The organism is Kitasatospora sp. NPDC005856 (assembly GCF_040629945.1).
Taxonomy (GTDB): Bacteria; Actinomycetota; Actinomycetes; order Streptomycetales; family Streptomycetaceae; genus Kitasatospora.
This window is the reverse complement of sequence record NZ_JBEXWT010000062.1, coordinates 14603-36719: the sequence shown is the minus strand read 5'-3', so window position 1 is coordinate 36719 and position 22117 is coordinate 14603. Positions and strand designations below refer to the sequence as shown.

Here is a 22117-nt window from a genome sequence, read left to right as displayed (position 1 = left end):
CCCGGTACGCACGCCGGGCACCCGGGGTACGGCGGCGCCTCCTTCGGCGCACCGCCGCCTCCGCCGCCGATGCCGCCGGGGGCCGTCCCGCCGCCGGGGGCACCCCTGCCGCCTCCCGGCATGATGCCCCCCGGCCTGGTGCCCCCGTCCCCGCACGGGGCCGTCCCCTCGCACGGGGCCGTCCCGCCGCACGGGGCCCTCCCGCCGCACGGGGCCGTCCCGCCGCAGGCCGGGCCGCAGGGCCTCACCGAGGGCCTGCCCGTCTGCCCGATCTGCCGCAGCCCGCAGACCGGACGGTTCTGCGAGGAGTGCGGCTACGACTACGAGCTCTCCACGCCCTCGCGCCGCCAGGTGCCCGCCGCCGGCCACACCCCGCCGGGCCCGGCCCAGCAGCCGCCGCTGAACATCCCGGCGGCCTACGGCGGCACCCCGCCGCAGGCCCCGCTCGGCCACGCCCCGGCCGGCCAGCCGCCGCACGGCCAGCCCCCGCTCGGCCACGCCCCGCACGGCCAGCCCCCGCACGGACAGCCGCCGGCCGCCCAGCAGGCCGTCGCCCCGCCCGTCCCGCAGCAGCCGCACACCTACGGCTACCCGCCCTCCTCGCCCGCCAACGGGCCGGAGGGGCCCACGCCGGAGGGCGCGTTCCCCGACACCTCGGTGCGCGAGGACTCCGGCCCGGTGTACGCCCACCCGGCCGGCCCCGGCCCGAACAGCCGCGGCGGCGACTTCGGCACCTCCTTCACCCTGGCCCCGCCGCAGCCGCACCAGCCCCAGGGACCCGCCCCCGCCGAGCCGGTGCGGGCCAACTGGATCGCCGTGGTCGCGGCCGACCGGGACTACTTCACCGAGATGATGGCCCGCAGCGGCCCCGAGGCGGCCGGCCTGTTCTTCCCGCCGTACTGCCCCGAGCGCCGCATCCCGCTGACCGGCCGCGGCCAGCTGCGGATCGGGCGGCGCAGCCAGCACCGCGGCACGGTGCCGGAGATCGACCTGTCCGTCCCGCCGGAGGACCCGGGCGCCTCGCACCAGCACGCGCTGCTCGCCGAACAGGCGGACGGCAGCTGGGTCCTGGTCGACCAGGACTCGACCAACGGCACCACCGTGAACGGCGGCGCGGAGCCGATCACCCCGCACACCGCCATCCCGCTGAACGACGGCGACCGGATCCACATCGGCGCCTGGACCACCATCACCGTGCACCGCGGCTGAACGGGACCGGCGACCGGTAGACAGGTCGTCCACTGAAGGTCCGTCAAATCGTTATCTGACGTCCCGTCGATGACAACTCCGGCCGGGCCGGGCGGAATTCGACATCCGCCCGGCCCGGCTTTGTTTGCGCCTTCTTCAAAAACTCCGCAAATTCGCCGGCACCGGTGTGCACGGGAGCCTTCGCAACCTCTAGGCTCAGGGCACATGACTGCTGCTATATCCGCTGACGGCATACGTCAGCGGTACGGGGATGTGCAGGCCGTCGACGGGGTGTCGTTCACCGTCGAGGCCGGCGAGTTCTACGGGATCCTGGGCCCCAACGGCGCCGGGAAGACCACCACGATGGAGATCCTGGAAGGCGTCCGGAAACCGGACGAGGGCCGGATCCAGCTGCTGGGCATGGAGCCCTGGCCGCGCAATCCGAAACTGCTGCCGCGAATCGGCGTGCAGTTCCAAGCCACCGCTTTCTTCCGGAAACTGACGGCCCGGGAGACGATCCGCACCTTCGCGTCGTTCTACGGGGTCGGCCCCAAGCGGGCCGATGCGATGCTGGAGCGGGTCGGCCTCTCGGACAAGGCCGAGACCCTGACCGACCAGATGTCCGGCGGCCAGGCCCAGCGCCTGTCGATCGCCTGCGCACTGGCGCACGACCCTGAGCTCGTCTTCCTGGACGAGCCCACCACCGGCCTCGACCCGCAGTCCCGGCGCAACCTCTGGGACCTCCTGCGGGACATCAACGCCGAGGGCCGCACGGTCGTGCTGACCACGCACTACCTGGACGAGGCCGAGGTGCTCTGCGACCGGGTCTCGATCATGGACCACGGCAGGATCCTCCACACCGGCGCCCCGGCGGCGCTGATCCGCGAGATCGACGACACCGTCCGGATCAGCGTGGCCTCCGGCCAGCTCCCGCTCGACCGGGCCCGGGAGCTGATGACCGCGGCCGGCGCGGACATCGCCAACCTGGAGGACGACACCGTCTCGCTCTCCGTCTCCACCCGCGTTCCGGCCCCGGTGCTCAGCGTGCTGGCCGAGCAGAACGCGCTGCGCGGCCTGGAAGTGCGCGGCGCCACCCTGGAGGACGTCTTCCTCCAGCTGACCGGACGGGAGTTCCGCGCATGACCGCCACCACGTCCACCGAGCCGCAGGCCCCGGCCCGGCGCGGCGGCCCGGCCACCGACGAACGGGAGCGGGTCAGCGCGTTCTGGAGCCTGTCCCGCGCCATGCTGCTGGGGATGAAGCGCGACCGCACGGCGACCTTCTTCATCCTGCTGTTCCCACTGGTGTTCCTGGTCTTCTTCGGCACCGTGACCAAGGGCTCCGGCAGCCCGCACGCCAAGGTGGCGCAGGTCGGCGCGGTGAAGCTGTTCGACTCGATCCAGGGCGACGACCGGGCCGGGCTGGACAAGGTCCTCACCATCACGAAGACCGACGACGAGGCCGCCACGCTGGAGAAGGTCCGCAAGGGCGACTACGACGCGCTGATCAAGCAGGGCCCCGACGGCACGGTCGAGCTGCGCTTCACCGCCGCCGACCAGGTCCGGGCCGGCGCGCTCCAGGGCATCCTCAACTCGGTGGTCCAGAGCGCCAACCAGGCGGCCACCGGCCAGAAGCCGGCCTTCGTGCTGGACGCCCAGCAGGTCGAGGACAAGTCGCTCAAGCCGATCCAGTTCCTCACCCCCGGCCTGCTCGGCTGGGCCGTCGCCACCGGCGCGGTGTTCGGCGCCGCGCTGACGCTGGTCAACTGGCGCAAGTCCAAGGTGCTGCGCCGGCTGCGGCTGGCGCCGATCAACGCCGGAACCGTGATCAGCTCCCGGATCCTGGTCTCGCTGCTGACCGCGTTCCTGCAGACCGCCGTCTTCCTGGTGGTCGCGACGAGCTTCTTCGGGCTCAAGCTCACCGGCAACTGGTGGCTGGTCATCCCGCTGGTGGCCTGCGCGACGCTCGCCTTCATGTCGATCGGCCTGCTGGCCGGTTCGGTCGCCAAGACCGAGGAGGCGGCCAACGGCATCTCGCAGATCATCGTGCTGCCGATGTCCTTCCTGTCCGGCTCGTTCTTCCCGCTGGACGGCGCCCCGTGCTGGCTCAAGGCCGTCTCCCAGGTCATGCCGCTGCACTACCTGGTCGACTCCGCCCAGTCGGTGCTCACCCGCGGCGGCGGCGTCATGGACGCCCTGCCGACCATGGGCGGCCTGCTGCTCTTCGCGGCCGTGCTGACCGGCATCTCCTGGAAGCTGTTCCGCTGGGAGGACTGACCCTCCCCGGCTGACATCCACCGATCCCGACGGGGTCGTACGCCTTTGGTCCAGGTGTACGACCCCGTCGGCGTCTGCGACCATGGTCGGGTGAGAGAGATCCGGCGAGGCACGTTGAGCGAGGAGACCTTCTACGACCAGGTCGGCGGTGAGCCGACCTTCCGGCGGCTGGCCCACCGGTTCTACGAAGGCATCGCCGAGGACGAGTTGCTGCGTCCGATGTACCCCGAGGAGGACCTCGGGCCGGCCGAGGAGCGGATGGCGCTCTTCCTGATGCAGTACTGGGGCGGCCCGCGCACCTACAGCGAGCGTCGCGGCCACCCCCGGCTGCGGATGCGGCACGCGCCGTTCAAGGTCGACAAGGCCGCGCACGACGCCTGGCTCACCCACATGCGGGCGGCCGTGGCGAGCCTGGAGCTGCCGGCCGAGCACGAGCGGCAGCTGCTGGAGTACCTGACCTACGCCGCCGCATCGATGATCAACACCCCGGGCTGAGCCCGGGCGTCCCGGATCTCCGGGCACCGTGAGCCCGGGGCCGGAGTTCCGCGCCCCGGAGTTCCGCGCCCCGGAGTTCGGGCCGCGAAGCCCGGGCAGCGACGTTCGGCCCGCGGAGTTCGGTCCGCGGAGTTCGGCCCCCGGGCTACCGGACCGGGCTGAGTCCCAGCCCCGCGCCCGGCGCGGCCACGGTGCGCACCACCACCGAGCCCGCCGGGGCGCTCAGCCGCAGCCAGCCGCCCGCCCGGTGCACGGTCAGCGGGGCGCCGGGCCGCAGGAAGCCGATCACGTACGCGGCGTGCAGCGCGCGCAGCGGCAGCTCGGGCAGCACGGTGACCGGGCGGGACCAGATCTCGTCGGCCAGCGCGTCCAGCACCGTACGGCTGCGGTGGTGCTCCGGGACGGCCTCGCTGCGCTCGCGGAACTCCCGCACCCCGGCCATGAGTTCGGGGTACACCTCGCCCACCGGCGGGGCGCCGACCGGCCGCCAGCCGGTGCGCGGCGGCAGCAGACCGGCCCAGGCCGGACCGGTCACCGGCGCGGGCAGCGCGAGGGTGCCCGCCTCGGTGTCCACACCGTCCAGCAACTGGCCCGCCGAGACGGTCAGGTCCACCGGCTCGTCCAGGCCGCCCAGTCGCACGGTGCGGATCGCCAGCGCGCCCGAACCGCCCAGCGGCAACCGGCCGAAGACCGCCAGCACACCGTCGCCGCCGTCCGGGCCCACCGCCTGGATCCGGACGGCCGCCGCCCGGTCGAAGCGCAGCAGGCGCAGCAGGAAGGCGGAGAGGTCGGCGGCCTCCCCGGCGTCGGTCAGGGCGAGACGGGCGGTGATGTTCACGGCGGTTCAGCTCGAATCGTCAGGTCTCGGATCGTCAGGTCTCGGATCGTCGGGCGGGGTCAGACGGTGGCGGCGACCGGCTCCTCGTCCATGAAGCGGCCGAGGAACTCCCGCTCCACCGGCGAGATCCGGCGCGGCCGGCCCTCGGCCAGGTCGTAGGGGACGACCACGGTGGACGCCCGGACGTACACGATGTCGCGGCCGTCCTCGGTGACATCCTTGATCTCGTACGAGACGGTCAGCGAGGCGCCGCCGATCTTCGTCACCCAGGTCTCGATGGTGACCGGCTCGGGCCGGTGCACCAGCGGACGCTTGTAGTCGATCTCGTGGCGCGCCACCACCGAGCCGCCCGCGAACTCCCCGGCGCCGGCCGCGGCGGCCTGGGTGAACATGAAGTCGATCCGGGCCTCCTCCAGGTAGCGCAGGAAGACCACGTTGTTGACGTGCCCGAAGGCGTCCATGTCGGACCAGCGCAGCGGGCAGGCGTAGATGTGGCGAGCCACGGCAGTTCTCCTCGGTGTCCGGTCGGCCGCCGCCGTCCACCGCCGGTGGCGTGGGACGTGACGCGGCGAACGGTGGCGACGGGCCGCGGCCCGGCAGGCCGCCCCGGAGGGCAGTCTGCCGGGCCGTTGTGACGGCAGGGTGTCAGCCCCGGGTCAGCTTCTTGTAGGTGGCCCGGTGCGGACGGGCGGCGTCGGCGCCGAGCCGCTCGATCTTGTTCTTCTCGTACGACTCGAAGTTGCCCTCGAACCAGAACCACTTGCTGTCGCCCTCGTAGGCGAGGATGTGGGTGGCCACTCGGTCCAGGAACCAGCGGTCGTGGGAGATGACCACGGCGCAGCCGGGGAACTCCAGCAGGGCGTTCTCCAGCGAGGAGAGCGTCTCGACGTCCAGGTCGTTGGTGGGCTCGTCGAGGAGCAGCAGGTTGCCGCCCTGCTTGAGGGTGAGCGCCAGGTTCAGGCGGTTGCGCTCACCGCCGGAGAGCACGCCGGCCGGCTTCTGCTGGTCCGGGCCCTTGAAGCCGAAGGCCGACACGTAGGCGCGGGACGGCATCTCGACCTGGCCGACGTTGATCCAGTCCAGCCCGTCGGAGACGACCTCCCAGAGGGTCTTCTTCGGGTCGATGTTGGAGCGGCTCTGGTCGACGTAGCTGATCTTGACGGTCTCGCCGACCTTGACCGTGCCGCTGTCCGGGGTCTCCAGGTCCTGGAGCATCTTGAACAGGGTGGTCTTGCCGGCGCCGTTCGGGCCGATGATGCCGACGATGCCGTTGCGCGGCAGGGTGAAGCTCAGGTCGTCGATCAGGACCTTCTCGCCGAAGGCCTTGTTGAGGTTCTCGACCTCGATGACGACGCTGCCCAGACGCGGGCCCGGCGGGATCTGGATCTCCTCGAAGTCCAGCTTCCGCATCTTGTCGGCCTCGGCCGCCATCTCCTCGTAGCGGGCCAGACGGGCCTTGGACTTCGCCTGGCGGCCCTTGGCGTTGGAGCGGACCCACTCCAGCTCCTCCTTGAGGCGCTTGGCCCGCTTCGCGTCCTTCTGGCCCTCGACCTTCAGACGCGACTGCTTGGTCTCCAGGTAGGTGGAGTAGTTGCCCTCGTACGGGTAGGCGCGGCCGCGGTCGAGCTCCAGGATCCACTCGGCCACGTTGTCCAGGAAGTACCGGTCGTGGGTGACGGCCACGACGGTGCCCTTGTACTTCTCCAGGTGCTGCTCCAGCCAGTTCACCGACTCGGCGTCCAGGTGGTTGGTGGGCTCGTCGAGCAGCAGCAGGTCGGGGGCCTCCAGCAGCAGCTTGCAGAGCGCGACGCGGCGCTTCTCACCGCCGGAGAGCTTGGTGACCGGCCAGTCGCCGGGCGGGCAGCCCAGGGCGTCCATGGCCTGCTCCAGCTGGGCGTCCAGGTCCCAGGCCTCGGCGTGGTCCAGCTCCTCCTGGAGCTTGCCCATCTCGTCCAGCAGGGCGTCCGAGTAGTCGGTCGCCATCAGCTCGGCGATCTCGTTGAAGCGGTCGAGCTTCCCCTTGATCTCCTTGACGCCGTCCTGGACGTTCTCCAGGACCGTCTTGGTCTCGTCCAGCGGCGGCTCCTGGAGGAGCATGCCGACGGTGAAGCCCGGCGAGAGGAAGGCGTCGCCGTTGGAGGGGTGCTCCAGGCCGGCCATCATCTTCAGCACGGTGGACTTACCGGCGCCGTTGGGGCCCACGACGCCGATCTTCGCTCCGGGGAGGAAGCTGAGCGTCACGTCGTCAAGGATGACCTTGTCTCCGTGAGCCTTGCGCACCTTGCGCATCGTGTAGATGTATTCCGCCACGTGAGATCGCTCCGGCGTCGTCGGGAGTATTCGGCTTGCAGCCTTCCATTGTGCCGCACCCGGCCCGGAGGCCCGAATCGCCCAGGTGACCCCACGGGGGTATCCGGGGCCGCCCACCGCCTCTCGGCGCCCCACCACGACCGGCGTCCGCGCCTCCTCCCGGGAACCGCGACGGCCCGGCTCCCCGCAGCGGGTGCGGGGAGCCGGGCCGGTTGCCGCGCTCAGGGACTCGGGAGGTCGGTGCCTCCCGGCCCGCTCGAGCGCTTCAGGTGCCTCAGGCGGTTCGGTCGCTTCGGTCGCTTCAGTCGCTTCAGGCGGTGGTGCGACCGTGGCGGCCGCGGCGGCGCAGGACGAAGACGGCGGCGCCACCGGCCACGACCAGGCCACCGGCGACGGCGGCGAGGATCGGGGTGGAGTCGTTGGCACCGGTCTGGGCCAGGCCACCGGTGCCGGGGGCGGCGCTGGTGGTCGCCGGGGCCGGCTGGCCGGCGCCGTTGCTCGGGGTGCCCGACGGGGTCGCGGCCGGGGTGCCGGAGGACGGGGTCGCGGCCGGGGTGGCCGGGGTGGTCGGGGCCGGGGTCGGGGTCACGCCGACCTTGCAGTCCAGGACGCCGGTGAACTGCTTGGAGTAGCCGTTCGGGCCCGTCACGGTGAAGTCGTAGCGGGTCTTCTCCTCGACCTTGACGAGCACGCTCTCGGTCTTGCCCGGCTGGACGGCGACCTGCTGCTTGCCGACCGTGACGGTGGCGGCCTCGTCACCGGTGTTGGTGACGGACACCCGCACGCCGCCGGCGGCGCACTCCTCCTTGGCGGTGCTGTCGATCAGCGCGCCCTTGCCCTGCTTCCAGGTGGCCTTGGCACCGGCCGCGACGTTCACCTTGGTGGAGCCGGCCAGGATCATGGTCTGGCTGTGGCGGCCCTTGGTGTCCACCTTGCTCATGAACACCCGGCCGCTGAGGACGTTGGCCTCGGCGGTGGCGTTGATGGCGGCCTTGCCGTCCGGGGTGCCGGCCGGCACGTCCAGGTACAGCGGGGTGTCCTTGCCGATCGGGCCGGCAAGGGCGCCACCGACCGGCTTGTTGTCCTTGTCCAGCAGCTTGATCTTGTCCGCGGCGTCGCCGGTGACGGTCAGCTTGACCTCGTTCGCGCTGGAGTTCAGCAGGAACGGGCCGAGCTTGCCGCCCGACTTCCCGGAGACGGAGTCCGGGGAGAGGGTCAGCGAGGGCTTGGGCTCGGCCGCGACGCCCTTGTTGGCGTCGCCGACCAGGTAGTCGCGGAGCTTCTTCGCCGTCTCGTTGCGCGGAGTGGCGGTCTTGTTGTCCGAGAACTTCCAGATCGCGGCCTGGGTGCCGGCGGCGGCGTCCTCGTCGCTCAGCTTCTCCACGTGGATGGCCGTGGCCAGGGAGGCCAGGCTCGCCTGCGGGTAGGAGTTGTCCAGGATCCAGCGGATCTTGGGGGCGTTGGCGTTGCTGTTGAGGGAGCTCGACGCCCAGTCCGCCTCGTGGTATTTGGCGGCGCTGTCCAGGTAGACCGGGTTGTCGAAGTCGATGCAGTACGTCCGGAGCTTCTCGCCCGCGTCCGTCTTGAGGGTGAACAGGCCGCCGTCGACGGTCCGGCCGTCGACGTCGATCTTCTCGCCGAGCATCTCGTTCTGGACCTCGGCGGTCACACCCGAAGCCGGGGTGTCGGCCGCGGCCGCCGCACCGGCCGCGAACAGGCCACCGCCCAACGCCAAGCTGGTCGTGAGCATGACAGTGGTTATCCGGGACAGACTCCGCCCCTGCCTCTGGAACATCTGGGATCCCTCCGGGTCGGGCCGAACCGAGTGGACAGCCCGCCGACTTGCCGTCCCGCGCGTGCCCCCTGTGGCACTGCTGCGGGTATGAACCAGACGAATCCTATTGAGCCCCGGAGGCCCCGAAACCCCCATGCGAAATCAGGACGATTCCGTATCTGGATCGTTATCAATCCCCTCAGGTCCCACACAAGCTGACGACCTGGCAGAAAGTCCCGGGCGGTTTTCTGTTATCGGGTCGGATTGCGCGTGCGGGCGCAACAACCTTCTCGACCAACATATTTGTCGACAGGGAAGGTCACCCGACCGGTCAGGTCGGCTCGTCCTGCGCCTCACTTCCCCAGGCCTTCCCGCCCGCCTCGCCCGGCTCCCCCGCGACCGGCCTCCCGCCGGGCGGCAGCGCCCGCGCCGCGGGTGCCGCGACCACCGCAGGGGCTGCCGAGGGGGCTGCCCCGGGTGCCACCGCCGAACCCCTGCGCGCCTCCACCGCGCTGACGATCCACTCCGGCACCACCTCACCGCCGATCTCCGCCCCGGCCGCCCCGGGCCCGAACGGCGGCTGCCCGCGCACCCCCGCCGCCCACCGGAACGCCGTGGTGCCACGGGTGAGATCGTGCCCGACCGATCGGGCGTCGATCTCGGCCCGGCTGCGCTTCGCCTCCCCTTCCGTCCACTCCCGCACCCGCAACCGACCGCTCACCAGCACCGGATCGCCCTTGGCCAGCGAGCCGATCAGGTTGACCGCCAGCGCCCGCCAGGCCGTCACCGTCACCCACTGCGTCTCGCCGTCCACCCAGCACTCGCGCTGGCGGTCGTACCGCCGCTCGGTGCAGCCGAGCCGGAAGTTGGCCATCGGCACCCCGCCGGTGGTTTCGCCGTAGCTCACCTCCGTCGCCACATTGCCGATCAGCGTCACATGCGTCTCGTTCACGGCACACCCTCCGTTCTCGCCGATGCACCGTACGGAATCGACCGGTGCGCCCCGAGCGTGCACTTCGGAGGAAATCCCGGCCACCGAGTTCCGAAATCCTGTGGATAACCCGGGGGCTGTGGAAACTGTTGTCACTCGCGGGGGTGAATTTCGGCCTTCCGCGGCCTCTCCGACTCCCGATTCTTCGCGGCCATGACAACAAACCCGCTGCTCGCCGCCCCGCCGGCACGCCCCGGCGCCCTCCGGAGAACACGCTCCGGGAACGGGTCCGACGGTCGTCCGCGCACGTCATCCGACCGGCGCAACCGCGATAAAGACCCCCCACCCGCGCCGTCGGCGGCACATTCTCCGTGCCGAATCCATAACGGGTGAGGAGGCAGCCCCGTAACGACTGCACAACGTCCGGCGCGGAACACTCCCAGACCGCTGCACTCACGGCCTTCACCTGCGATTATCGGACCGCTCCACCGAACCGACACACCAACGGCGGTGTCGTCACACCCGGCCTGGGAACCGGCCACCCTTATCCTGTCCCCGACAGGGCGAGGGCCCACCAACCCCACCCCACCCTCAGGTACGGGGCCGGACAGCGTGCGCCCCGGCGCCCGCCAGCCCGATCCCGGTCACGGTCGTGCCCACGAGGGCGCCGCCCGTCCCGCCCCCATAGCTCAGCGGATAGAGCACCCGCCTTCTAAGCGGTAGGTCGCAGGTTCGAATCCTGCTGGGGGCACCACCCGGCAATTCCGCAGGCCACCACTCCGGCGGACACTTTCCGTGTTCACTCCGGATCGCGCCGTAATCCCCTACGCCGACCGCCCCGCGCACGCTTCGCGCACAACGCGTGACGATGCGTGTCATGACGCCGTGAAACACGGTCAATAACGGGGTCAATCGGAACAACCGGAATTCCCGGCGAATTCCCCGTCCCGCACCCGCGGGAGCGGCCGGACCCGCCTCGGCCGCGCCCACCCCCGCCCTGACCCCGGCTACCCCGCCAGTCCGACCAGATAGGCGTCCAGCAGTTCCGTCTGCCGCTGCGCCGGGAACTCCTCCGGGGCGAACAGCGCCTGCACCACCAGCCCCAGCACGAAGGCCTGCGCCCCCGCCGCGAGCGCCGCCGGGTCGGCCTGCGCCGGGAGCTCCCCCAGTCGCTGGGCTTCCGCGACGTGCGCCGTGAGCGCCGTGCGCGAGCGCGCGTAGCGCCCCGCGTGCGCGGCCGCCAGCTCCGGGTCGGCCAGGGCGTGGTCCCAGGAGCCGACCCAGATCCGGTTGTCGGCCGCGGCCTCGCCGTCCAGCGGCAGCACGTCCAGGAGCGACGCCCGCACCCGGGCCAGCCCGGCCGGCGGCGGCCCGCCGTCGGCCGGGGCGGTGCGCCGCGGCCTGGCCAGCGAACGCCGGTCCAGCTCCTCCAGCGCATGGCTGAGCAGCGCCCGCTTGTTCGGGAAGTAGTGCGTCAGCATCCCGGTGGAGGCACCCAGTTCGGCGGCCACCGCGCGCAGGGTCAGCCCTTCGAAGCCTCGGGTGGAGAGCACGCGCCACACCCCCTCGGAGACTTCCGAGCGTCGGGCGTCATGGTCTCCACGGGCCGGTGTCATGGGGGCTATCGTACATACCAAACGTTTGTTATGAATGGTTCAGCCAACCTCAGCACCACCCCCGAAAGGCCGCCCGTGTTTGCCGTACCGCTCACCGAGAACGCCGAACTGCGCCCGCTGGAGCCCTGGCAGGCCGCCGAGTTCCTGACCCACCTCGACCGCGCCCGCGCCCACACCGACCCGTGGATCCCCTGGGCCACCTTCTCGGTCGACCTGGACTCGGCCCGCGCCACCCTCCAGCGGTACGCCGACGGCCAGGCCGCCGACCAGAAGCGGATCTACGGCATCTGGCTGGACGGCACGCTGGTCGGCGGAGTGATGTTCGTGAGCTTCGACGCCAAGTCCGGCGTCTGCGAGATCGGCGCCTGGACGGAACCGGCCGGCGAGGGCCACGGGCTGATCACCGCCGCCGTCAAGCAGCTGCTCGACTACGCCTTCGTCACCCGCGGCATGCACCGCGCCGAGTGGTGGTGCTCCTCCGTCAACGTCCGCAGCCGGGCCGTCGCCGAGCGGCTCGGCATGACCCGCGACGGCGTGCTGCGCGAGTGGTACCCGTACAACGGGGTCCGCTACGACAAGGAGATCTGGTCCATCCTGGCCGCCGAGTGGACGGCCGCCTCCCAGGGCTGAGCCGCCCGCGCACACGGCGGGGCCCGGTGGACACCTCCGTCCACCGGGCCCCGCCGCTCGACCGCCGCTCGCCCCCGGCTCGACCCCCGCTCAGACCGCCCGGGCCCCGACCACCTCACCCACACCAGAGGCCGCCCCCGGGGCCACGCCCGAGGCCGCCCCCGGGGCAACAGCCGGCCCGGCGTCGCCGTCCAGGGCCGCGCCGCCGACCACCCGCAGCCGCCACACCAGCAGCGCCACCAGCACCAACACCCCGCCGCCCGACAGGAACACCACGTCCACGGCGTCGGTGAAGCTGCGCACGGCGTGCTCGCGCGCGCCCCCGGTGAGCGTCCGGACGGCGCCCAGCGGCCGCCCCTGCTCACCGTCCGCGAAGACCCTGGCCAGCACGGTGCCGAAGACCGCCGCGCCCAGCGCGTTGCCGAGGTTCTGGAAGAACCGGATGCCGGTGGTCGCCACGCCCAGCTGGTGCGCCGGCGCCGCCTGCTGCACCACCACGATCAGCTGGCCGATCAGCTGACCCAAGCCGCAGCCCAACAGGGCGAGTTCGGCCATCACCGCGGGCAGCGGGGTGGTCGGCCCGCTCAGGCCGAGCAGCAGCAGGGCGAGCGCCGCGCAGCCCGCGCCGGCCAGCAGGAAGATCCCCAGCGAGTGGCCCCGGGCGAGCAGCCGGCCGACGACCAGGCCGGAGGCCGTCATCCCGGCGGCCATCGGGATCAGGTAGAGGCTGGCGGTGGTCGGGGCGACGCCCCGGGCGAGCTGGAGGTAGAGCATCACCTGGACGATCGCGCCGATCATGGCCATCCCGACCAGGCCCTGGATCGCGAAGCCCAGCCGCACCACCGGAATCCGGAACAGCGACAGCGGCAGCACCGGCGCGGCGGCCACGGCCTGGCGCCACAGGAAGAGGCCGAACGCGGTGAGCGTGCCGGCCGCCAGCCCGAGGATCACCGGGGAGGTCCAGGCGTGGTCCTTGCCTCCCCACTCGGTGACCAGCAGCAGTCCGACCGCGAACGCGGCGGCCAGGGCGGAGCCGAGGAAGTCCAGACCGCCGCGGCCCGTCGCCCTCGGCAGCCTGATCACCAGGGCCACACCGACCAGCACCACCAGGCAGAGCGGCAGGTTGACGTAGAAGATCCAGCGCCAGCTCACGTGGTCGGCGAGCAGCCCGCCGACCAGTGGGCCGATCGACATGCCCAGCCCCGCGACGATCCCGCCCATGGCGCTGCCCTTGGCGTTGGTGCCCCCACCCGGCTCCTTGAACTGGGCGATGACGACCATGGTGACGCTCATCAGCCCGCCGCCGCCGATGCCCTGGACGGCCCGGAAGGCGATCAGCTCGCCCATCGACTGCGCCGCCCCGCACAGCGCCGAGCCGAGCGTGAAGGTGGCGACCGCCCCGAGGAGCACGCGCTTGGCGCCGTAGGCGTCGCACAGCCTGCCGTAGAGCGGCAGCAGTGCGGTGGCGGCGAGAGCGAAGGCGCTGATCAGCCAGGGCAGCCGGTCGACGCCGTGGACGGGGTCGAGGTCGCGGACGATCGGCACGGTGGCCGCCGAGACGATGTTCATGTCGAGCACGGCCAGCACGATCGTGATCAGGCAGAGGAACATGCCCGCCTTGCGTCGGGCGGGTGTCATCAGCCCGGTGGCGTCGGGCGGTGCGGGTACGGCGGTGGCCATGGTCAAGTCCCCCCAGGGTCGGTTGAGTTCGCGTCGGGGCCGGGGCGGCCGGCGGCGCGTCCTCACCATGGCAGCATTTTTATACCCGGTCAATTCTTCATCTCGACCAATCTTTCTGCCTGGTCAACATTTGAGCCTGGTACAGTCCCCCCATGGCGATGCGACCCGCACAGGACCTCGGCCCCGACGTCGACCTGGACGCGCTCCCGCTGCGCGAGCGCAAGAAGTTCCAGACGGGCATGCGGATCTTCCGCACGGCCATCGCGCTGTTCACCGAGCGCGGCTTCGACCAGGTCTCGGTCGCGGAGATCGCCGCCGCCGCCGAGGTGTCCAAGATGACCGTCTTCAACTACTTCTCCACCAAGGAAGACCTGGTCATGGCGCCGATGGAGCAGCACCTCGACGAGCCCGCCCGGGCGGTGCGCGACCGCGCCCCGGGCACCTCGGCGGTGACGGCGCTGCGCGAACAGTTCCTCGCCGCGCTGGAGCGCCACGACCCGGCCTCCGGGCTGAACGACGACCGGATCGTGCTCGACGTGGTCCGGCTGATCCACCGCACCCCGGCGCTGACCGCACGCGCCACCCACGGCTTCGACCTGCTGGCGAGCGCCGCGCTCTGCACCGAACTGCTCGCCCAGGACCCGGCCCGGGACGAACTGACCGCCCGGGTCGCCACCGCCCAGGTGCTGGCCGTCCGGGTCGCGCTGATCACCGCCAACCACCGGCGGGTACTCGCCGGCGAGCGCGCCGTCGACGCCCTGCCCGCCGCACTGGAGGAGGCCCGCCGCGCCTTCGCCCTGCTCGAACACGGCCTCGGCGACTACTGCACCCGCGCCACCTGAGAGAGTTGGCGCACCACGACCGACCGGAGGTGCGCATGGACCAGCCACTGCTCACGCGGGACCGCTCAATCCTGCCCGCCCAGGCCGACGGCCTCAACGCGTACGTCGGCGAGGACGGCGTCGCCGTCCTGGAGTTCGCCCGTCCGCACCGCCGCAACGCGGTGACCCTGGCGATCTGGCAGGCGCTGCCCAAGGTGCTGGAGCAACTGGCCGGCCAGGAGGGCGTGCGCGTCCTGCTGCTCACCGGCGCCGCCAACACCTTCAGCGCGGGCGCGGACATCGCCGAACTCTCCGAGACGTACGGCGATCCGGACCGCGCGGAGGCCTACCACGCGACCAACGTCGCCGCCGAGGAGGCACTGGCGGCCTTCCCGCACCCGACCCTCGCCGTGGTGCACGGCGCCTGCGTCGGCGGCGGCTGCCAGCTCGCCGTCGCCTGCGACCTGCGGTTCGTCGCCGAGGACGCCCGGCTCGGGATCACCCCGGCCAAGCTCGGCGTGGTCTACTCCGCGGTGCCGACCGTACGGCTGGCCCGGCTGATCGGCCCGGCCCGGGCCAAGTACCTGCTGTTCTCCGGCGAGTTGGTGACCGGCCGGGACGCACTGCCGCTGGGCCTCGCCGAACGCGTCCTGCCGGACGCCGAACTGGACGCCGCCGCCCTGGACTTCGCCCGGCTGCTGACCCGCCGCTCGACCCACACCATCGGCGCGGCCAAGGCCGTCCTGGACGCCCCGCCCGAGCGGGCGGACGAGGTCCTGGCCCCCTGGCTGCTCCGCTCCCTGGAGGGCTCGGACGTCCGCGAGGGCCTGACGGCCTTCCTGGAGGGCCGCCCCGCCCGGTTCTGAGCACCCGAACCCGTACGATCGTCCGACCGGACGCCGTCCGACCAGCACCACCGACCGGACGCCGCCCGCCCCTTCACGCCCCCGGAGCACCCACCCCGATGACGACCGAGGCCGAGGCCGCGCCCGCCCCCACCAGCCGGACGGTCCGGGCCCGCCGGATCACCGACGGCCTGGAGCCGAAGAACGTGATCGTCGTGCTGCTCCCGGTGCTGGGCGGCCTCCGCTACGGCCTGCCGGGCATCGGGTGGGCACTGTTCGCCATCCTGTTCGCCGCCGTCGTCCCGACCCTGATCATCCGGTACGGCATGCGCAAGGGCACCGTGGCGGACCGTCACGTCGGCCACCGGCAGCGCCGGCTGACCGTCATCCCGCTCATCATGGGTTCGGTGCTGCTCAGCTTCGCGGTGATGATCGGACTGGACGCCCCGGCCGACCTGACCGCGCTGGTGCTGGCGATGTTCGCCTCGCTGGTCCCGATCCTGGTGATCACCGCCTGGTGGAAGGTCTCCGTGCACACCGCCGTGGCCACCGGCGCGGTGGTCTGTCTCGCCATCGCGCTCGGCCCGCTCTGGCTGCTGCTCGCGCCGCTGGTTCCGCTGATCGGCTGGTCCCGGGTGGTGCTGCGGGACCACACCGCCGCGCAGACGATCGTCGGCGCGGCGGTGGGCGCGCTCACCGCCGGGCTCACCTTCTGGCTGGCCCGCTGATCCTCACTCGCCCGCAGGCTCCCGTCGTCCCGGCGACTCCCGTCGTCCCGCCGGCTCCCGTCGTCCCGCCGGCTCCCGTCGTCCCGGCGGGTTTCGCCGGCCCGGCGAGTCAGCGGATCGGCACCCCCGAGATCGCCCGGGCGATCACCAGCCGCTGGATCTCGCTGGTCCCCTCGAAGATCGAGTAGATCGCGCTGTCCCGGTGCATCCGCTCCACCGGGTACTCCCGGGTGAAACCGTTGCCGCCGAGGATCTGCATCGCCTGCGCGGTCACGTACTTGGCGGTCTCACCGGCGTACAGCTTGGACATCGAGCCCTCGGCGGCGGTGAACGGCCGGTTGTTGACCGCCATCCAGGAGGCCCGCCACACCAGCAGCCGGGCCGCGTCGATCCGGGTCCTCATGTCGGCGAGCTGGAAGGCCACGCCCTGGTTGTCGATGATCGGGCGGCCGAACTGCTCACGGGTCCCGGCGTAGTCCAGCGCCACCTCGTACGCGGCCCGGGCGATGCCGATCGCCTGCGCGCCGACGGCCGGGCGGGAGGCCTCGAAGGTGGCCATCGCCGCATTGCCCCTGCCGCCCGGGCGCCTGCCGCCCTCGCGGGCCCGGGCCAGTCGCTCGTCCAGCTTCTCCTTGCCCCCGAGCAGGCAGCTGCCGGGCACCCGGACGCCGTCCAGCACGACCTCGGCGGTGTGCGAGGCGCGGATGCCGTGCTTCTTGAACTTCTGGCCCTGGCTCAGACCCGGGGTGCCCGGCGGGACGACGAAGGAGGCCTGGCCCTTCGCGCCGAGCTCCGGGTCGACGGTGGCGACCACCACGTGGACGGCGGCTATCCCGCCGTTGGTGGCCCAGGTCTTGGTGCCGTTCAGGACCCACTCGTCCTTGGCCTCGTCGTACACCGCCCGGGTGCGCAGCGCCGAGACGTCGGAGCCGGCGTCGGGCTCGGAGGAGCAGAAGGCCGCCACCTTGACGTCCTCCGGGGTGCCGAACATCTGCGGGGTCCAGGTGCCGATCTGCTCGTCGGTGCCGTTGGCCAGCACCGCGACGGCGGCCAGGGTGGTGCCGACGATGGACAGCCCGATGCCGGCGTCGCCCCAGAACAGCTCCTCCATGGCGATCGGGATGCCGACGCCGGAGGGGTCGAAGTACTGCTGGGCGTAGAAGTCCAGCGAGTAGATGCCCAGTTTGGCGGCCTCCTGGATGACCGGCCAGGGGGTCTCCTCGCGCTCGTCCCACTCGGCCGCGGCCGGGCGCATCACGTCGGCGGCGAAGCCGTGCAGCCAGTCGCGTACGGCGAGCTGGTCCGCGCCCGGGTCCAGCGAGAACGTGCTGCTCATGGGGCTTGCCTCCGAAGACGTGTGCGGCCGACCGGGGTGTTACCTCGGGTAACATCGTCGGAGTCTGCTACTGATTGGTAACCGGTGTCAACGCCCACGCAGACCCCGCCGAACCCGATCCCGAGGAGCAGCGCATGTCCCGAGAGCCCCGCCGCGAGCAGCTGCTCAACGCCGCCGACCGGGTCATCCAGCGCGAGGGGCCGGGCGCCAGCATGAACGCCATCGCCGCCGAGGCCGGCATCACCAAGCCGATCCTCTACCGCCACTTCGGCGACCGGAACGGCCTGATCAGGGCGCTGACCGAGCGCCACACCGGCGGACTGCTGGCCGCCGTCCGGGCCGCCCTCGCCGAGCCGCTGGAACGCCGCGACCGGGTCGAGCACGTCCTGGACACCTACCTCGCCGGAATCGAGGCCCGCCCCCAGGTCTACCGGCTGCTCACCCACCCCGAGCAGGGCGACCCGAGCGGCGCGGGCAACGCGCTCGCCCCGGCGCTCAAGCAGATCGCCGAGGAGATCACCCGGGCCGTGCAGAGCCAGGTCGACCTCGGTGCCGACCGCGACCTGCTCGCCGAGGCCTGGGGCCGGGGCATCACCGGCATGGTGCTGGCCGCCGGGGACTGGTGGCTGGAGACCAGACCCTGCTCCCGCACCCGGATGGTGCAGGCGCTGGCGGACCTGCTCTGGGGCCGGCTGGCCGCCGCCGCGGACCTGCCGACCGCCGTCCTGCCGACCGCGCCCGAGCCGTCCGCCGACTGAGGCGCCCACCACCCGGACCGCCCCTCGACCCGGGCCGCGCGCCGCCCCGGACCGTCCTTCATCGAACCGTCCGCCGTCGGAACTCTTGTGCCGTACACGGCAGTCCGGGCATCATCGGGCCCCACCCCCACCCCTGCCGTGCGAGGTCCCCGATGCGCCTGCGCCGCACCGCCGTCGCCCTGCTGCTCGCCGCCACCGCCGTCCTCACCGCCGTCCCGGCCTCGGCCGACGCCTGGCGGGCGGACCGCTCCCCCGGCCCGGACCGTTTCCCCACCGGCACGGCCACCGCCGCCGACGGCCGGACCGCCCTCACCGACGCCCAGGGCCGCCGCCTGCGGCTGCGCGGCTTCAACCTCGACAAGTACGCCGAGGCCACCCCCGCCGACCTCGACTCCGTCGCCGCCCAGGGCTTCACCCTGGTCCGGCTGCCGGTCTCCTGGACACGGCTGGAGCCGGAGCGCGGCCGTCTCGACCCCGCCGAACTGCACCGGATCCAGCGCCTCCTGGACCGGGCCGACCGGCTGGGCCTGCTGGTCCTGATCGACTTCCACCAGGACGTCTACGGGCCGAAGTTCGGCGGCGGCACCAACGGCGTCCCGGTCTGGGCCACCCGGGACGACGACCTGCCGTTCACCCCGGACCCGGACGACTGGTTCGCCGGCTACTTCCAGCCCGCCGTCCAGGCCGCCTTCCGGCACCTCTACGACGACCCCGACCTGCGCGCCTGGCAGGCCGACTTCTACACCCGGTTCGCCCGCGAACTGCGCGGCCACAGCTCGCTGGTGGGTTACGACCTGTTCAACGAGCCGTTCGGCCCGGTGGACGGCGACCCGAGCGACCCGACCGTACTGGCCGCCGCCTCCGCCGCCCTGGAGCAGGGCCGGCTCGCCGACATGTACCGCCGCCTGATCGCGGCCGTGCGCCGGGTCGACTCCCGCTCCTGGCTGTTCGTGGAGCCCACCGTGCTGGTCGGCCAGGGCGTGCCCACCCAACTGCCCGGTTTCGCCGACCCGCGCCCCGGCGCGCCCCGGCTCGGCTACGCACCGCACTTCTACGACACCGCGGTCGAGGGCGGCGCCGACTGGGACCCGGCCGGCGGCTTCGTCGAGCAGTACACCGCCGCGATCACCGCCTACCCGGCCGCCCGGCGGCTGCCCGTCCTGGTCGGCGAGTGGGGCCCGCCGAACTCCCGCACCCCCGGCAACGCCGAGCTGGTCCGCCGTCAGGTCGCCGCAATGGACGGCTTCGCCGAGGGCTGGACGATGTGGTACTGGTGCCGGGGCACCGGCGGCTACTGCGCGCTCGACCCGGCCGGACGCCCCGCCCCCGGCTCGGAGCCCGCCTTCGGCCCGTACCCGGTGGCCGTCGCGGGAACCGACGTGCGCACCGACGTCCGCGCCGACGGCGCCACCGTGAGCTGGCGCACCGACGGCACCGGGCGCGGCAGCGAACTCCTGCTGCCCCCGGCCGCGTTCCCGCACGGCGCCCGGGTGGCCGTCGCCCCGGCCGGCGCCCGGGTCGAGGTCGACCAGCCGACGGGCGGGCGTGCGGGAACCGTACGCATCCGGCTCCCGCACGCCCGCCCGGGCACGACCGTGACGGTCACGCTCACCGCCCGCTGAGCGGAACGCGCCGGACGAGCGGAACGGGCACGAGGGGCGGGACGGTCACGCCAGTCCCCGGCGGGCCAGCAACGGCCCGGTCTCCGGCGCCCGGCCGACCACCGCGCGGAAGGACTCCAGCGGGTCCCGGCTGAACCCGCGCGCCAGCAGCTCCCGCCGGAACAGCTCGCCGCTCTCCCGCACCGGCCGCCCGTTGTTCCCGAACCACTGCACGGTGTCGGCGTCCAGCACCTCCGACCAGATGTACGCGTAGTACGCCGCGCTGTAGCCGCTGGCGAAGACGTGCTGGAAGTACGCCGTCCGGTAGCGCGGCGGGATCGCGTCCACCGCGATCCCGGCCGCCGCGAGCGCCCGGGTCTCGAACTCCTCGGCGTCCGCGATCTCCTCGCCCTGCCGCACGGTGTGCCAGGCCCAGTCCAGCAGCGTGGCCGCCAGGTACTCGACCGTCCGGAAGCCCTGCCCGAAGCCCTCGGCCGCCGTCATCCGCTCGACCAGCTCGGCCGGCAGCGGCTCCCCGGTCTCGTGGTGGCGGGCGTAGTTGGCCAGCACCTCCGGCCGGACCATCCACATCTCGTTGACCTGCGAGGGGAACTCCACGAAGTCCCGGGGCACCGAGGTGCCCGAGAACAGCGGGTAGCGCACGTCCGAGAACAGCCCGTGCAGCGCGTGCCCGAACTCGTGGAAGAGCGTGCGCACCTCGTCCCAGTCCATCAGCGCCGGCTCACCGGGGGCCGGGTGCGGGATGTTGAGGGTGTTCTGCACCACCGCCCGGTGCCCGGTCAGCCCGGACTGCGGGACCATCGAGTCCATCCAGGCGCCGCCGCGCTTGGAGGCGCGGGCGAAGAAGTCGGCGACGAAGAGGCCGAGCGCGGTGCCGTCCTCCTCGAACACCTCGTAGACCCGCGCGTCCGGGTGGTGCGCCGTCAGGTCGGGCCGCTCGGTGAAGCTCAGCCCGTACGCCAGCTTCGCGGCGTGGAACACGCCGTCCTCCAGCACCCGCTCCAGCTCCAGGTAGGGGCGCAGCGCCGCCGCGTCCACCCGGTAGGAACTCTGCCGGACCTTCTCCGAGTAGTACGCCCAGTCGTGCGCGGCGATCTCCGCGATCCCGTCCGCGGCGGCCATCCGGGCCAGTTCGGCGGCCTCCCGGCGGGCGTTCGCCACCGCCGGCTCCACCAGCCGGGCCAGCAGCGCGGAGACCGCCTCGACGGTGCCGGCCGTCTCGTCCGCCACCACGTACGAGGCGTGGCTCGGGTGCCCCAGCAGCGCGGCCCGCTCGGCGCGCAGCGTGGCCATCCGGATGGCCACCGGGCCGTTGTCCGCGACGCCCCGGCCGAGCGAGGCGGCCAGCAGCCGCTCGCGCACCGAGCGGTCGGTGAGCTGGGCCAGCTCGGGCTGGGCGGAGGTGTTCTTCAGGCTCAGCACGTACGCGCCGTCGTGGCCCAGCACCCGGGCGTTCTCCGCGGCGGCGGCGATCGCCCCCTCGGAGAGCCCGGCCAGGTCCTCGGCGGAGTCCAGGACCAGGGCGGCCGAGCGGGTGTCGGCGTTCACGTTCTGCTGGAAGGTGGTGCCGAGCGCGGCGAGTTCGGCGTTCAGCTCGCGCAGCCGGGCCTGCTCGGCCTCGCCCAGCCGGGCGCCGGAGCGCACGAAGGCGGTGTACCGGCGCTCCAGCAGCCGCAGCGACTCCGGGTCCAGGCCCGACCCCGCGCGGTCCTCGTACAGCGCCTCGATCCGGGCGAACAGCGCGAGGTCCAGGTGGATCGCGTCGTGGTGGGCCGCGAGCAGCGGGCTGACCTTCGCCTCCACCTCGTCCAGCGCGTCGGTGGTGTCCGTGGAGGACACGTGGCGGAACACCGCGTCGACCCGGCGCAGCAGTTCCCCGGAGCGCTCCAGGGCCACCACGGTGTTCTCGAACGTCGGCAGGGTCCGGTCGGCCGTGATCGCCGCGATCTCGGCCAGCTGCTCGGCCATCCCCCGCTCGTACGCGGGCAGGTAGTGCTCCTCGCGGATCTCGGCGAACGGCGGGAGTTCGTAGACCAGCGCACTGGCCTGGAAGAACGGGTTCTCGGTCATTCCGCGAACCCTACGCCGTGTCACCCGCCCCGCCCACGTGCTTTACCGCCGCGGCGGACCCGCAGCGGACACCCTCCGGGACCCGTGCCGCCGGCCGCCGCCGCGCCCGCCTGCGCCCCTTTGTCGTACCCACCCGTTAACGTCGACGCCGCGGACCCGTCGGTCGCGGGCCGCCGCGCGCCCGCCCGCGGGCCCGCAC

General features: G+C 72.7%; 19 protein-coding genes and 1 tRNA gene. 11 read left to right on the top strand and 9 right to left on the bottom strand.

The window, feature by feature from the left end:
* Positions 1-120: 120 nt before the first annotated feature.
* The 4 genes from ABZ449_RS29640 to ABZ449_RS29625 all read left to right on the top strand — a co-directional run bounded on the left by ABZ449_RS29640 (position 121) and on the right by ABZ449_RS29625 (position 3959).
* Positions 121-1209 carry an FHA domain-containing protein gene (locus tag ABZ449_RS29640; protein ID WP_360352278.1) on the top strand — a complete coding sequence of 363 codons (1089 nt, stop codon included), beginning with the start codon at positions 121-123 and terminating at the stop codon, positions 1207-1209.
* 204 nt (positions 1210-1413) lie between these two features.
* On the top strand, positions 1414-2331 hold the full coding sequence (locus ABZ449_RS29635; protein WP_360352275.1) for an ABC transporter ATP-binding protein: 918 nt from the start codon (positions 1414-1416) through the stop codon (positions 2329-2331).
* Entirely contained in the window at positions 2328-3464 is a 1137-nt protein-coding gene (locus ABZ449_RS29630; RefSeq protein ID WP_360352272.1) for an ABC transporter permease, read from the top strand. The genes ABZ449_RS29635 and ABZ449_RS29630 overlap by 4 nt, the downstream gene beginning before the upstream one ends.
* 90 nt (positions 3465-3554) lie before the next feature.
* Entirely contained in the window at positions 3555-3959 is a 405-nt protein-coding gene (locus tag ABZ449_RS29625) for a globin (RefSeq protein ID WP_360352269.1), read from the top strand.
* A gap of 145 nt (positions 3960-4104) precedes the next feature.
* Here the strand turns inward: ABZ449_RS29625 and ABZ449_RS29620 are convergent, their stop codons facing one another.
* The 5 genes from ABZ449_RS29620 to ABZ449_RS29600 all read right to left on the bottom strand — a co-directional run bounded on the left by ABZ449_RS29620 (position 4105) and on the right by ABZ449_RS29600 (position 9833).
* Positions 4105-4797, bottom strand: coding sequence for a hypothetical protein (locus ABZ449_RS29620; protein WP_360352267.1), 693 nt, complete (start codon positions 4795-4797; stop codon positions 4105-4107).
* Positions 4798-4856: 59 nt separating this feature from the next.
* On the bottom strand, positions 4857-5300 hold the full coding sequence (locus tag ABZ449_RS29615; protein ID WP_360352264.1) for a thioesterase family protein: 444 nt from the start codon (positions 5298-5300) through the stop codon (positions 4857-4859).
* Positions 5301-5442: 142 nt separating this feature from the next.
* Complete coding sequence (gene ettA, locus ABZ449_RS29610) at positions 5443-7107, bottom strand: energy-dependent translational throttle protein EttA (RefSeq protein WP_360352262.1); 1665 nt, start codon at positions 7105-7107, stop codon at positions 5443-5445.
* 310 nt (positions 7108-7417) lie between these two features.
* A complete protein-coding gene (locus ABZ449_RS29605; protein ID WP_360352259.1) occupies positions 7418-8857 on the bottom strand; it encodes a Cys-Gln thioester bond-forming surface protein in 1440 nt (479 codons plus the stop codon).
* Positions 8858-9212: 355 nt separating this feature from the next.
* Positions 9213-9833 (bottom strand): single-stranded DNA-binding protein, encoded by a 621-nt coding sequence (locus ABZ449_RS29600; protein ID WP_360352257.1) that lies wholly within the window; start codon positions 9831-9833, stop codon positions 9213-9215.
* A gap of 657 nt (positions 9834-10490) precedes the next feature.
* Between ABZ449_RS29600 and ABZ449_RS29595 the strand changes: the two genes are divergently transcribed.
* Positions 10491-10566, top strand: a tRNA-Arg gene (locus tag ABZ449_RS29595).
* A gap of 253 nt (positions 10567-10819) precedes the next feature.
* Here ABZ449_RS29595 and ABZ449_RS29590 read toward each other — a convergent pair.
* Positions 10820-11428 (bottom strand): TetR family transcriptional regulator C-terminal domain-containing protein, encoded by a 609-nt coding sequence (locus tag ABZ449_RS29590; RefSeq protein ID WP_360352254.1) that lies wholly within the window; start codon positions 11426-11428, stop codon positions 10820-10822.
* A gap of 75 nt (positions 11429-11503) precedes the next feature.
* Between ABZ449_RS29590 and ABZ449_RS29585 the strand changes: the two genes are divergently transcribed.
* Positions 11504-12058: a GNAT family protein gene (locus tag ABZ449_RS29585; RefSeq protein WP_360352251.1), complete on the top strand. Its 555-nt coding sequence runs from the start codon at positions 11504-11506 to the stop codon at positions 12056-12058.
* A 90-nt stretch (positions 12059-12148) separates the two neighbouring features.
* Here the strand turns inward: ABZ449_RS29585 and ABZ449_RS29580 are convergent, their stop codons facing one another.
* Positions 12149-13738 (bottom strand): MFS transporter, encoded by a 1590-nt coding sequence (locus tag ABZ449_RS29580; protein ID WP_360352248.1) that lies wholly within the window; start codon positions 13736-13738, stop codon positions 12149-12151.
* A 152-nt stretch (positions 13739-13890) separates the two neighbouring features.
* On the opposite strand from ABZ449_RS29580, the gene ABZ449_RS29575 reads away from it, so the two are divergent.
* From ABZ449_RS29575 to ABZ449_RS29565, 3 genes are all read left to right on the top strand, one after another.
* Positions 13891-14580 carry a TetR family transcriptional regulator gene (locus ABZ449_RS29575; RefSeq protein WP_360352245.1) on the top strand — a complete coding sequence of 230 codons (690 nt, stop codon included), beginning with the start codon at positions 13891-13893 and terminating at the stop codon, positions 14578-14580.
* A 35-nt stretch (positions 14581-14615) separates the two neighbouring features.
* Complete coding sequence (locus ABZ449_RS29570) at positions 14616-15425, top strand: enoyl-CoA hydratase/isomerase family protein (RefSeq protein ID WP_360352243.1); 810 nt, start codon at positions 14616-14618, stop codon at positions 15423-15425.
* 98 nt (positions 15426-15523) lie between these two features.
* Positions 15524-16132: a phosphatase PAP2 family protein gene (locus ABZ449_RS29565; protein WP_360352240.1), complete on the top strand. Its 609-nt coding sequence runs from the start codon at positions 15524-15526 to the stop codon at positions 16130-16132.
* 109 nt (positions 16133-16241) lie between these two features.
* Here ABZ449_RS29565 and ABZ449_RS29560 read toward each other — a convergent pair whose 3' ends face one another.
* Positions 16242-17468: an acyl-CoA dehydrogenase family protein gene (locus tag ABZ449_RS29560; protein ID WP_360352237.1), complete on the bottom strand. Its 1227-nt coding sequence runs from the start codon at positions 17466-17468 to the stop codon at positions 16242-16244.
* 134 nt (positions 17469-17602) lie between these two features.
* On the opposite strand from ABZ449_RS29560, the gene ABZ449_RS29555 reads away from it, so the two are divergent.
* Together ABZ449_RS29555 and ABZ449_RS29550 are read left to right on the top strand one after the other, a co-directional pair.
* On the top strand, positions 17603-18226 hold the full coding sequence (locus ABZ449_RS29555) for a TetR family transcriptional regulator (RefSeq protein ID WP_360352235.1): 624 nt from the start codon (positions 17603-17605) through the stop codon (positions 18224-18226).
* A gap of 152 nt (positions 18227-18378) precedes the next feature.
* A complete protein-coding gene (locus ABZ449_RS29550; RefSeq protein ID WP_360352232.1) occupies positions 18379-19848 on the top strand; it encodes a cellulase family glycosylhydrolase in 1470 nt (489 codons plus the stop codon).
* A 45-nt stretch (positions 19849-19893) separates the two neighbouring features.
* Here the strand turns inward: ABZ449_RS29550 and ABZ449_RS29545 are convergent, their stop codons facing one another.
* Positions 19894-21918: a M3 family metallopeptidase gene (locus ABZ449_RS29545; protein WP_360352229.1), complete on the bottom strand. Its 2025-nt coding sequence runs from the start codon at positions 21916-21918 to the stop codon at positions 19894-19896.
* Positions 21919-22117: the final 199 nt, after the last annotated feature.

Bases quoted from the DNA above. Each gene is read 5' to 3' on its own strand.
- ABZ449_RS29640 (WP_360352278.1), top strand. From the start codon at position 121: ATGATGCCCCCCGGCCTGGTGCCCCCGTCCCCGCACGGGGCCGTCCCC.
- ABZ449_RS29635 (WP_360352275.1), top strand. From the start codon at position 1,414: ATGACTGCTGCTATATCCGCTGACGGCATACGTCAGCGGTACGGGGAT.
- ABZ449_RS29630 (WP_360352272.1), top strand. From the start codon at position 2,328: ATGACCGCCACCACGTCCACCGAGCCGCAGGCCCCGGCCCGGCGCGGC.
- ABZ449_RS29605 (WP_360352259.1), bottom strand. From the start codon at position 8,857: ATGCTCACGACCAGCTTGGCGTTGGGCGGTGGCCTGTTCGCGGCCGGT.
- ABZ449_RS29590 (WP_360352254.1), bottom strand. From the start codon at position 11,428: ATGACACCGGCCCGTGGAGACCATGACGCCCGACGCTCGGAAGTCTCC.
- ABZ449_RS29580 (WP_360352248.1), bottom strand. From the start codon at position 13,738: ATGGCCACCGCCGTACCCGCACCGCCCGACGCCACCGGGCTGATGACA.
- ABZ449_RS29575 (WP_360352245.1), top strand. From the start codon at position 13,891: ATGGCGATGCGACCCGCACAGGACCTCGGCCCCGACGTCGACCTGGAC.
- ABZ449_RS29570 (WP_360352243.1), top strand. From the start codon at position 14,616: ATGGACCAGCCACTGCTCACGCGGGACCGCTCAATCCTGCCCGCCCAG.
- ABZ449_RS29565 (WP_360352240.1), top strand. From the start codon at position 15,524: ATGACGACCGAGGCCGAGGCCGCGCCCGCCCCCACCAGCCGGACGGTC.
- ABZ449_RS29560 (WP_360352237.1), bottom strand. From the start codon at position 17,468: ATGAGCAGCACGTTCTCGCTGGACCCGGGCGCGGACCAGCTCGCCGTA.
- ABZ449_RS29555 (WP_360352235.1), top strand. From the start codon at position 17,603: ATGTCCCGAGAGCCCCGCCGCGAGCAGCTGCTCAACGCCGCCGACCGG.
- ABZ449_RS29550 (WP_360352232.1), top strand. From the start codon at position 18,379: ATGCGCCTGCGCCGCACCGCCGTCGCCCTGCTGCTCGCCGCCACCGCC.
- ABZ449_RS29545 (WP_360352229.1), bottom strand. From the start codon at position 21,918: ATGACCGAGAACCCGTTCTTCCAGGCCAGTGCGCTGGTCTACGAACTC.